This window comes from Azohydromonas sp. (assembly GCF_035325925.1).
GTDB lineage: Bacteria > Pseudomonadota > Gammaproteobacteria > Burkholderiales > Burkholderiaceae_C > Calidifontimicrobium.
On record NZ_DAOKZA010000072.1, the window covers coordinates 1 to 11,102 of the forward strand.

At 71.6% G+C, this 11,102-nt stretch carries 11 protein-coding genes; 4 read left to right on the forward strand and 7 right to left on the reverse strand.

Going from position 1 to position 11,102, the window contains the following annotated elements:
* From PKC53_RS17535 to uvrB, 5 genes are all read right to left on the reverse strand, one after another.
* On the reverse strand, positions 1-101 hold a 101-nt coding region (locus tag PKC53_RS17535; RefSeq protein WP_324430987.1), incomplete at its 3' end, for an iron-sulfur cluster assembly scaffold protein.
* A gap of 34 nt (positions 102-135) precedes the next feature.
* A complete protein-coding gene (locus PKC53_RS17540; RefSeq protein WP_324430967.1) occupies positions 136-1,356 on the reverse strand; it encodes an IscS subfamily cysteine desulfurase in 1,221 nt (406 codons plus the stop codon).
* 13 nt (positions 1,357-1,369) lie between these two features.
* Positions 1,370-1,906 carry a Fe-S cluster assembly transcriptional regulator IscR gene (gene iscR / locus PKC53_RS17545; protein WP_324430969.1) on the reverse strand — a complete coding sequence of 179 codons (537 nt, stop codon included), beginning with the start codon at positions 1,904-1,906 and terminating at the stop codon, positions 1,370-1,372.
* A gap of 220 nt (positions 1,907-2,126) precedes the next feature.
* A complete protein-coding gene (locus tag PKC53_RS17550; protein WP_324430971.1) occupies positions 2,127-2,630 on the reverse strand; it encodes a low molecular weight protein-tyrosine-phosphatase in 504 nt (167 codons plus the stop codon).
* A gap of 38 nt (positions 2,631-2,668) precedes the next feature.
* The gene (uvrB, locus tag PKC53_RS17555) at positions 2,669-4,783 is read right to left on the reverse strand and encodes an excinuclease ABC subunit UvrB (protein ID WP_324430973.1); all 2,115 of its coding nucleotides are present in this window, start codon (positions 4,781-4,783) and stop codon (positions 2,669-2,671) included.
* A gap of 131 nt (positions 4,784-4,914) precedes the next feature.
* Between uvrB and PKC53_RS17560 the strand changes: the two genes are divergently transcribed.
* The 4 genes from PKC53_RS17560 (at position 4,915) to nth (ending at position 9,201) form a co-directional block, all read left to right on the forward strand.
* On the forward strand, positions 4,915-6,117 hold the full coding sequence (locus PKC53_RS17560; protein ID WP_324430975.1) for an amino acid aminotransferase: 1,203 nt from the start codon (positions 4,915-4,917) through the stop codon (positions 6,115-6,117).
* Between the two features lie 259 nt (positions 6,118-6,376).
* The gene (gene phaZ / locus PKC53_RS17565) at positions 6,377-7,855 is read left to right on the forward strand and encodes a polyhydroxyalkanoate depolymerase (protein ID WP_324430977.1); all 1,479 of its coding nucleotides are present in this window, start codon (positions 6,377-6,379) and stop codon (positions 7,853-7,855) included.
* 54 nt (positions 7,856-7,909) lie between these two features.
* Positions 7,910-8,569 (forward strand): electron transport complex subunit RsxB, encoded by a 660-nt coding sequence (gene rsxB, locus PKC53_RS17570; RefSeq protein WP_324430979.1) that lies wholly within the window; start codon positions 7,910-7,912, stop codon positions 8,567-8,569.
* Positions 8,566-9,201: an endonuclease III gene (gene nth, locus PKC53_RS17575; protein WP_324430981.1), complete on the forward strand. Its 636-nt coding sequence runs from the start codon at positions 8,566-8,568 to the stop codon at positions 9,199-9,201. The genes rsxB and nth overlap by 4 nt, the downstream gene beginning before the upstream one ends.
* On the opposite strand, the gene PKC53_RS17580 is transcribed toward nth, so the two are convergent.
* Both PKC53_RS17580 and PKC53_RS17585 read right to left on the reverse strand, forming a co-directional pair.
* A complete protein-coding gene (locus PKC53_RS17580; RefSeq protein ID WP_324430983.1) occupies positions 9,195-9,872 on the reverse strand; it encodes a general secretion pathway protein GspB in 678 nt (225 codons plus the stop codon). The two genes, nth and PKC53_RS17580, sit on opposite strands and share 7 nt — an antisense overlap.
* Positions 9,873-9,903: 31 nt before the next feature.
* On the reverse strand, positions 9,904-11,102 hold a 1,199-nt coding region (locus PKC53_RS17585; protein ID WP_324430985.1), incomplete at its 5' end, for a peptidoglycan-binding protein.

Consider the following 11,102-nt stretch of genomic DNA (forward strand, 5'->3'; position numbering starts at 1 on the left):
GCGCCGACCATGCCGGTGCCCACCGTCTCGTCGCCCTTGTCGAACGAGCCGACGTTGCGCGGGTTCTCGTAGTGCTCGATGACCTTGTCGCTGTATGCCATGGTGCTGCTCCTCGTGTCGTGGCGGGCCGGCGTGTCAGTGCGCGGCCCACTGGATGGTGCTCAGGTCGACGCCGTCCTTGTACATCTCCCACAGCGGCGACAGCTCGCGCAGCTTGGCCACGCGGTCCTTCAGCGTCGCGACGACGTAGTCGATCTCCTCGGCGGTCGTGTAGCGGCCGATCGTCATGCGCAGGCTCGAGTGGGCGAGTTCGTCGCTGCGGCCGAGCGCGCGCAGCACGTAGCTCGGCTCGAGGCTCGCCGAGGTGCACGCCGAGCCCGACGACACCGCGACGCCCTTGATGCCCATGATCAGGCTCTCGCCCTCGACGAAGTTGAACGACGCGTTCACGTTGTGCGGCACGCGCTGCTCGAGGTGACCGTTGATGTAGACCTGCTCGATGTCGGCGATGCCGCGCAGCAGCCGCTGCTGCAGCATGCGCACGCGCTCGAGCTCGGTGCCCATCTCGTCCTTCGCGATGCGGAACGCCTCGCCCATGCCGACGATCTGGTGCGTGGGCAGCGTGCCGCTGCGCATGCCGCGCTCGTGGCCGCCGCCGTGCATCTGCGCCTCGATGCGCACGCGCGGCTTGCGCCGCACGTACAGCGCGCCGATGCCCTTGGGCCCGTAGGTCTTGTGCGACGCCAGGCTCATCAGGTCCACCGGCAGCGACCCGACGTCGATCGGCATCTTGCCGGTGGCCTGCGCGGCGTCGGTGTGGAAGATGATGCCGCGCTCGCGGCACAGCGCGCCGATCGCCGCGACGTCCTGGATCACGCCGATCTCGTTGTTGACGAGCATGACCGAGGCCAGGATCGTGTCGGGGCGCAGCGCGTCCTTGAAGCGGTCGAGGTCGAGCAGACCGTCCTCGCGCACGTCGAGGTAGGTGACCTCGAAGCCGTCGCGCTCGAGCGCGCGGCAGGTGTCGAGCACGGCCTTGTGCTCGGTCTTCACGGTGACGATGTGCTTGCCGCGTGTCTTGTAGAAGTGCGCCGCGCCCTTCAGCGCGAGGTTGTCGCTCTCGGTGGCGCCCGAGGTCCAGACGATCTCGCGCGGGTCGGCACCGATCAGCTCGGCCACCTGCGCGCGCGCCTTCTCGACGGCCTCCTCGGCCTCCCAGCCCCAGGCGTGGCTGCGCGAGGCGGGGTTGCCGAAGTGCTCGCGCAACCAGGGGATCATCGCGTCGACCACGCGCTGGTCCACCGGGTTGGTGGCGCCGTAGTCCATGTAGATCGGGAAGTGGGGCGTGGTGTCCATGCGCGCAGGTGCCTTACTTCGTCAATGCGGCGCCGCCGAGGGCGAACACCGAGTTCGGCGCGGTGACCTTGATCGGCTTGACCACCGGCACGCTCGAGATCGCGCGCTTGACCGGTGCCTCCTCGATCGAGATGCCCTTGGCGAGCTGCTCGTCGACGAGTTTCTTCAGCGTGATCGAGTCGAGGTATTCGATCATGCGCGCGTTCAGGCTGGTCCACAGGTCGTGCGTCATGCACTTGCCGGTGTCCTCGCCCATGCAGCTCTCCTTGCCGCCGCAACCGGTGGCGTCGATCGGCTCGTCGACGGCGACGATGATGTCGGCCACGGTGATGTCCTCGGCCTTGCGGCCCAGCGAGTAGCCGCCGCCGGGGCCGCGTGTGCTCTCGACCAGCTCGTGGCGGCGCAGCTTGCCGAACAGCTGCTCCAGGTACGACAGCGAGATCTGCTGGCGCGAGCTGATCGCCGCCAGCGCCACCGGACCCGAGTGGGCCCGCAGGGCGAGGTCGATCATCGCGGTGACGGCAAATCGGCCTTTGGTGGTGAGACGCATCGAACTGCTCCTTTTCGCCTTGCGGCATCGCTGACCCGGACGGCGCGCGGTCGACGCGCCTGCTGCGGCTGCGGGCGGGCGTGGTCGACGCCCGACGGCTGAATGCGCCCGGACCGGGGTCACCGGCCCACCGCGTCGGGATCACTGCACTATCCCGAGTTTTCCAGTCAAGTATACCCGAAACCGACCCTTTTGGTCGAGTTTGGCGCGGTGGGTTCCGTCAGGTCGGCAGTTTTGTCCTGGACAGATGGTCGATCAACCCGTCGCACGCGTCCTCGATCAGGTCGAGCACACGCTCGAACCCGTCGGCGGGCCCGTAGTACGGGTCCGGCACCTCGTCGACCACGTGCCGGCGCGCGAACTCCATCAGCAGGCGCAGCCTCGCCTCGCCGCCGGGCGGGCAGATCGAACGCAGGTGCGCCAGGTTGTCGCGGTCCATCGCCAGCACCAGCTCGAAGCGCTCGAAGTCGTCGGTCTGCACGCGACGCGCGCGCAGCGGCGCGAGGTCGTAGCCGCGGCGCGCGCCGTGCGCCTGCGCGCGCGCGTCGGGCGGTTCGCCGGCGTGCGCGCCGTGCGTGCCCGCCGAGTCGGCGTCCAGGCGGTGCGCCAGGCCGCGGCGCGTCGCCAAGCCGCGCAGCACCGCCTCGGCGGTCGGCGAGCGGCAGATGTTGCCCATGCAGACGAACAGCACGCGCAGCTTGTCGCCCGCGTCGTCGGGTGGCATCGCGTCGGGCGGCGGCGCAGCGCGCCGCGGCCAGCGGATCACGACTTGCCCCCCGCGACCAGCGGCACCACGTTGCCGTCGTGCCCCGGTCCGCCGAACGCCTGCTCGCGCAGCAGCGCGAGCTGGTCACGGATGCGCGCGGCCTTCTCGAACTCGAGGTTCTTCGCGTGCTCGAGCATCTGCCGCTCGAGCAGCTTGATGCGCCTGCCCAGGTCCTTTTCGGACAGCGCCTCGACCTCGGCGGCGGCCTGCGCGCGCTGCAGGTCGTCCCTGGCCGCCTTGTCGGAGACGACGCCGTCGATCAGATCGCGCACCTGCTTGCGGATGCCCTGCGGGACGATGCCGTGCGCGGCGTTGTGGGCGACCTGCTTCGCACGCCGGCGTTCGGTCTCGTCGATCGCGCGCTTCATCGAGTCGGTCATCTGGTCGGCGTAGAGGATCGCCCTGCCGCGCACGTTGCGCGCCGCGCGGCCGATGGTCTGGATCAGGCTGCGCTCGGCGCGCAGGAAGCCTTCCTTGTCGGCGTCCAGGATCGCCACCAGCGAGACCTCCGGGATGTCCAGGCCCTCGCGCAGCAGGTTGATGCCGACCAGCACGTCGAAGGCGCCCAGGCGCAGGTCGCGGATGATCTCGACGCGCTCGACGGTGTCGACGTCGCTGTGCAGGTAGCGCACCTTGACGCCGTTGTCGGCGAGGTAGTCGGTCAGCTGCTCGGCCATGCGCTTGGTCAGCGTCGTGATCAGCACGCGCTCGCCGACACTCACGCGCTCGCGGATCTCCTGCAGCACGTCGTCGACCTGCGTCGTCGCCGGCCGCACCTCGATCTCGGGGTCGACCAGCCCGGTCGGGCGCACGACCTGCTCGACGACCTGCCCCGAGTGCTGCTGCTCGTACGCCGCCGGCGTCGCGCTGACGAAGATCGCCTGGCGCATCTTGTTCTCGAACTCTTCGAACTTCAGCGGCCGGTTGTCGAGCGCGCTGGGCAGCCGGAAGCCGTATTCGACGAGCGTCGTCTTGCGCGCGCGGTCGCCGTTGTACATGCCGCCGAGCTGGCCGATCAGCACGTGGCTCTCGTCGAGGAACATCAGCGCGTCGCCGGGCAGGTAGTCGACCAGCGTCGGCGGTGGCTCGCCGGGCTTCGCACCCGACAGGTGGCGCGTGTAGTTCTCGATGCCCTTGCAGTGGCCGACCTCCTGCAGCATCTCGAGGTCGAAGCGCGTGCGCTGCTCCAGCCGCTGCGCCTCGACGAGCTTGCCGGCGGCGACCAGCTCGGCGGTGCGCTCGCGCAGCTCGGCCTTGATGCCGTCGATCGCGCGCAGCACCTGCTCGCGCGGCGTCACGTAGTGGCTCGACGGGTAGACGACGAAGCGCGGCACCTTCTGCCGGATGCGCCCCGTCAGCGGGTCGAACAGCGCGAGCGACTCGATCTCGTCGTCGAACAGCTCGACGCGGATCGCCAGCTCGCTGTGTTCGGCCGGGAAGATGTCGATCTGCTCGCCGCGCACGCGGAACGTGCCGCGCGAGAAGTCGGTCTCGTTGCGCGTGTACTGCATGCGGATCAGCTGCGCGATCACTTCGCGCTGGCCGATGCGGTCGCCCACGCGCGCGATGAAGCGCATCTGCGTGTAGTCCTCGGGCTTGCCGATGCCGTAGATCGCGCTGACCGTGGCGACGACGACGACGTCGCGCCGCTCGAGGATGCTCTTCGTCGCCGACAGCCGCATCTGCTCGATGTGCTCGTTGATCGAACTGTCCTTCTCGATGAACAGGTCGCGCTGCGGCACGTAGGCCTCGGGCTGGTAGTAGTCGTAGTAGCTGACGAAGTACTCGACGGCGTTCTTCGGGAAGAACTCGCGGAACTCGCTGTACAGCTGCGCGGCCAGCGTCTTGTTTGGCGCGAACACGATCGCCGGGCGACCCAGCCGAGCGATGACGTTGGCCATCGTGAACGTCTTGCCCGAGCCGGTGACGCCGAGCAGCGTCTGGTAGCTCAACCCGTCGCGCACGCCGTCGACGAGCTGCGCGATCGCGGCCGGCTGGTCGCCGGCCGGCGGGTACGGCTTGTACAGCTGGAACGGCGAGTCGGGGAACGAGACGAACTCGCCGGCCGGGGGGTCGGCGACGGGCAGCTCGGTCGCGGTCGGTACGGCCATCGGGTAATCCCTGGAGTCACTAAAATGGTGCCGCTGTCGCCGCGGTCAAGGCCGCGGCGAACCCGACAGCCTAACGCAGCCGACGCACCGCGACGGCGCCCCTGCCCCGACCCGCCCTGCCTGGAAGCATCATGTCCCTGTTTGCCGCCGTCGAACTGGCCCCGCGCGACCCGATCCTCGGCCTGAACGAGCAGTTCGCCGCCGACAGCCGCCCGAACAAGGTCAACCTCGGCGTGGGCGTGTACACCGACGACAACGGCAAGCTGCCGCTGCTGCAGTGCGTCGCCGCCGCCGAGAAGCAGCTGATGGAAGCACCGAAGCCGCGCGGCTACCTGCCGATCGACGGCATCGCCGCCTACGACAGGGCGGTGCAGGGGCTCGTCTTCGGCGCCGATAGCGAGGTGATCACGTCGGGGCGCGTGGCCACCGTGCAGGCGCTCGGCGGCACCGGCGGGCTGAAGCTCGGTGCCGACTTCCTCAAGCGTGTCGCCCCCGGCGCCAAGGTGCTGATCAGCGACCCGAGCTGGGAGAACCACCGCGCGCTGTTCACGAACGCCGGCTTCACCGTCGAGACCTACCCGTACTACGACGCGGCGACGCGCGGCGTGAACTTCGGCGCCATGCTCGCCGCGCTGCGCGCCGCGCCTGCGGGCACCGTCGTCGTGCTGCACGCCTGCTGCCACAACCCGACCGGCGCCGACCTGACCCCCGCGCAGTGGGGCGAGGTCGTCGACGCGGTGAAGGCGCGCGGGCTCGTCGCGTTCCTCGACATGGCGTACCAGGGCTTCGGCGACGGCATCGCCGAGGACGGCGCCGCGGTGCGCCGCTTCCTGGCCGCCGGCATCGACTTCTTCGTCGCCACGTCGTTCTCGAAGAGCTTCTCGCTGTATGGCGAGCGCGTCGGCGCGCTCAGCGTGGTGTGCGAGAGCAAGGACGAAGCGGCGCGCGTGCTCAGCCAGCTGAAGATCGTGATCCGCACCAACTACAGCAACCCGCCGACCCACGGCGCGCAGGTGGTGGCCACCGTGCTGACGACGCCGGCGCTGCGCGCGCAGTGGGAGCAGGAACTGGCCGGCATGCGCCAGCGCATCAAGGCGATGCGCGAGGCGCTGAAGACGAAGCTCGAGACCGCCGGCGTGAGCGGTGACCTGGGCTACATCACGCGCCAGAAGGGCATGTTCAGCTACTCGGGCATGAGCGCGGCGCAGATGCAGCGCCTGCGCAGCGAGTTCGGCATCTACGGCGTCGACTCGGGCCGCATCTGCGTGGCCGCGCTCAACGAGCACAACCTTGACACGGTGGCGTCGGCGATCGCCACGGTGATGCGCGGCTGACGCTGCCCGGCGCAGCGGCACGCTGTCGCGCAGGCGACACCGCAACGCCCGATCTGTCGCCAGTGCGACAGTGCAGGCGCATTGGACGCGTCGGCCTCGGTGTTTTCTCGCTACCGCGGGCGCGTCGCTGCGCGGCAGCATGAAAATTGCAGCAGAATGCTGCGGTGCACAAATCACAAATCGTGTGCGGCGTGTCGGCCCGCGATCAGCGCGGCATGCTCATGATGGCGAACCGCCATCGACCGAATCGAGGGCCCCGATGCTCTATCAACTCTACGAAACCCAGCGCGCGCTGATGGCGCCGTTCTCCGAATTCGCCAGCGCGTCGGCCAAGCTGTACAACCATCCGCTGTCGCCGTTCTCTCACACACCGGTGTCGCAGCGCGTGGCCGCCGGCTTCGACCTGCTGCACCGGCTGGCCAAGGAGTACGAGAAGCCGCCGTTCGGCATCACCACCGCGCGCGTCGGCGGCATCGACGTCGCGGTGCAGGAGCAGGTGGCGATCGCCAAGCCGTTCTGCCGGCTGCTGCGCTTCAAGCGCTTCAGCGACAACCACGAGGCGCTGGCGACGATGAAGACGCAGCCCACCGTGCTCGTCGTCGCGCCGCTGTCGGGCCACCACGCCACGCTGCTTCGCGACACCGTGCGCAGCCTGCTGCAGGACCACAAGGTGTTCATCACCGACTGGACCGACGCGCGCATGGTGCCGGTCGAGCAGGGCCCGTTCCACCTGCACGACTACATCGCCTACGTGCAGGAGTTCCTTCGCCACATCGGCCCCGACGTGCACGTGATCTCGGTGTGCCAGCCCACCGTGCCGGTGCTCGCGGCGGTGTCGCTGATGGCCAGCGCCGGCGAGTTCACGCCGCGCACGATGACGATGATGGGCGGACCGATCGACGCGCGCAAGTCGCCCACCGCGGTGAACAACCTCGCGTTGAACAAGAGCCACGGCTGGTTCGAGACCAACGTGATCTACCGCGTGCCGCCGAATTACCCCGGCGCCGGACGCGCCGTGTACCCGGGCTTCCTGCAGCACACCGGGTTCGTCGCGATGAACCCGGACCGGCACGTCAGCTCGCACTACGACTACTTCCTCGACCTGATCCGCGGCGACGGAGACAACGCCGAGGCGCACCGCCAGTTCTACGACGAGTACAACGCCGTGCTCGACATGCCGGCCGAGTACTACCTCGACACGATCAAGACGGTGTTCCAGGACTTCGCGCTGGTCAACGGCACCTGGGTCGTCGAGGGCCGGCCGGTGCGCCCGCAGGACATCCGCGGCACCGCGCTGCTCACCGTCGAAGGCGAACTCGACGACATCTCGGGCGCGGGCCAGACCAAGGCCGCGCATGCGCTGTGCACCGGCGTCGCCGTCGAGCACCAGTTCCACTACGACGTCGAGGGCGCGGGCCACTACGGCATCTTCTCGGGTCGGCGCTGGCGCGAGAAGGTCTACCCACGCGTGCGCGACTTCATCGCCAGCTTCAACGGCGTGCGCCCCGGCCCGGTGCCCAAGCCGCTGAAGACGGTCGAGGTCGCCGGCGCGCCGCACGTCGCGCCGGACGCGCCGCTGCGCTCGCGCCGCCGCGCTGCATCCCCGGCGGCGAAGACGGCGACGATGATGCCTGCCGCCGCGAAGCGCGCCGGCAAGCCCGCGGCCCCGGCCGCCTCTGGCCGCGGCGCGCGCGCCAAGACGGCGGCGCGTCCCGCGGCCAAGCGGCGCGGCGGCTGAACCGGCCTGCGGGCGGTCGCGGCCGATAATCGGCCGGTGACATCGCCTACCGCCATGCCCACGTCGCTCGCCGAAGCGATCGACGCCGCGCTGCCGCAGACGCAGTGCACGCGCTGCGGCTACCCCGACTGCCGGCACTACGCCGACGCGATCGCCGCCGGCGAGGCGCCGATCAACCGCTGCCCGCCCGGCGGCGCCGAGGGCATCCGCCGCCTCGCGACGCTGACCGGGCGGCCGACGCTGCCGCTCGATCCGGCGCACGGCCACGAAGGCCCGCGCGCGGTCGCGGTGATCGACGAGGCTTGGTGCATCGGCTGCACGCTGTGCATCAAGGCCTGCCCGGTGGACTGCATCGCCGGCGCGAGCAAGCGCATGCACACCGTGATCGAGGCGCAGTGCACCGGCTGCGAGCTGTGCGTGCCGGCCTGCCCGGTCGACTGCATCGCGATGCTGCCGGTCGACGAGCGCACCGGCTGGGACGCCTGGAGCCCCGCGCTGGCCGCGCAGGCGCGCGGGCGCTACGCGCTCCATCGCCTGCGCGTCGAGCGCGAGCAGCGCGAGAACGACGAGCGCCTGGCCGCGAAGGCCCAGGCCAAGCTCGACGACCTCGCCCAGCACAGCACGCTCGCCGACCCCGACGCACTGGCGCGCAAGCGTGCGGTGGTCGAGGCCGCGCTGGCCCGCGCCCGCGCGCGCCGACAGGACACGCCGTGAAACCCGAGCACGTCGAGCCGTTCTTCGCGACGCTGCGCGCGGCCAACCCGCACCCGGTGAGCGAACTCGAGTACAGCAACCCCTTCGAGCTGCTCGCCGCGGTGCTGCTGTCGGCGCAGGCCACCGACGTGAGCGTCAACAAGGCGACGCGCCGGCTGTTCGCGGTGGCCAACACGCCGGCAAGGATGCTCGCGCTGGGCGTCGACGGCGTCGCCGGATACATCCGCACGATCGGGCTGTACCGCAACAAGGCCAGGCACCTCGTCGAGACCAGCCGGCTGCTGATCGAACGCCACGGCGGCCAGGTGCCGCGCACCCGCGAGGCGCTCGAAGCGCTGCCCGGCGTCGGGCGCAAGACCGCCAACGTGGTGCTCAACGTGGCGTTCGGCGAGCCGACGATCGCGGTGGACACGCACATCTTCCGCGTCGCCAACCGCACCGGGCTGGCCCCGGGCAGGAACCCGCTCGAGGTCGAGCAGCGGCTGCTCGAACGCGTTCCCGCGGCGTACCGCCGGCACGCGCACCACTGGCTGATCCTGCACGGCCGCTACGTGTGCCTGGCGCGCAAGCCGCGCTGCGACGTGTGCGCGGTGCGCCGCTGGTGCGACGCCGCGCCGGCGTCGCCTCAGTAAGCGAGCGTGAACGCGCGGTCGCGGTAGCGCAGCACGGCGCTGCGCGCGCCGATGCGTTCGACGACGAGGTCGGGCTGCAGCCGCTCGCCTTCGCGCAGCACGCGCCCGTCGAGGATCAGCAGCCGTGCCGCCGGCTGTTCGGAATGGACCGAGCCGCCGACACGCAGCGGCGGCAGCTCGCGACGGATCGACTCCGGCAGCTCGTGCAGCGCCGGCGGCGCGTCGGCCCCCGGGGCCTCGCGCTGCGCCGCGGCGACGTGATCGGGCGTCGTGTCCGGCACGACGGGTCGCGGCAGCGGCGGCAACGCCAGCGGCGGCGAGGTCGGGCGCGATTCGCCCGGCGGCTCGACCGGCGCGACCGGCGGCGTCGGCGCGTCGGGGGCCGCAGTCGTCGCCGCGGGCAGTGCAGGCGCCGTCGCGGCCACGCCGGGTCCGGGCCCGCCCGTGATCGCCGGGGGCGCAGGGGCCGCGCCTTCGTCGCGCCCGCTGCCGACGAACCACGCCGCGACAACGACACCGACCACCAGACCGCCCGCCAGCCAGGCCAGCGGTCGGACGCGCGCCGGCCCGACCTCGTCGGCGCGAGGGCGCGGCTGGGCATGCAGGTCGGGCGCACGCCCGCGTTCGCGTTCGGCGTCGGCGCGGCGCAAGGCATCGAGGATGTAGGACATGGGTCAGCCCGCGGGCGCCAACCGCCGCGGTTCAGGGGTCCAGCCGCGGTTCGTCGACGCCGACCGCGCGGTTGAGTTGCATCAGCGTCAGCGGGCCCGCCAGTCCGTCGTCGACGAGCCCCTGGGCGCGCTGGAATCCTTTGAGCCGCTCGCGCACCGGCTGCCCCGCGGCGCCGCCGTCCGCGCCAGCGCGGTCGAGCTGTCGCGCGAGCCACTCGGCCACCGCCGCGTCGGCCGGATTCAGCGCGACACCCCGATAACCCGGCGGCGATCGCCACAGCGTCGCGAAGTCACCCTGCCACAACCCGGCCAGCACCGGCACCGGCACAGCGAACGTCGACGGGCCCAGCTGCAGCGTCGCCTGCCGCGCGCCGAGCGCCGTCAGCAGCGCCGCGTGCGCCGGGCCGCCTTCGTCGCGCAGCACGACGATCGACGGCCGGTCGAGCCGGCGCAGCAGCGTCACACTGCCGTCGGCACCGCGGTGGCAATGCAGCTGCTGCGCTGCCGCGGAGGCACAGGGGTCGCCGCCGTCGAGGGTCACGCGCCAGCGTGCGGCGAGCGACCGCCACGCAGCGTCGTCGTTCACGGCCGGCGCGGCCAGCGCGGTGCGCAGCGCGTCGATCGTGTCCTCGACGCTCGGCACCGACGCCGCCAGCCCGGCCTCGGCCGGCTCGCCCACCACCGCCGCGACCGTCACCGGCAACCCCGAGGCCGCGACGGCCGTGCCGCCTGCCGAAGCGGCGGCGACCGCCGTTGCAGCCGATGCGGCCGATGCCGCCGCCGTCCACGCCGGCGTCGAGGCGGCGGGGTCGACCGCCGACGCGGCGGTCGGCCGCTGCGCGACCCCGGCCGACGACGACCAGACGACCCAACCGACCCCCGCCACCAACGCCGCCGCGGCCGACGCGCCGGCGGCGACCCACCCGACGCCGCGCCGCCCCGGCGTGCCGTCGTCGCCGCGCCCGAAGACCTCCACCGCGGCGCGGTCGACGATGCGGCGGTCGACCTTCGTGCGGCCCAGCGCGTAGGCGCCGAGCAACGCGCGGTCGCACAGCAGGTTGATGCGCCGCGGGATGCCGCGGCTGAGCCGGGCGACGCGGCGCAGCGCCGCACGATCGAACGGCAGCGGCCCCTGCAGGCCGCAAGCCTGCAACCGGTGGGCCACGTAGTGCTCGACCTCGTCGGCGCCGAGCGGCTGCAGGTGGTAGCGCGCGATCACCCGCTGCGACA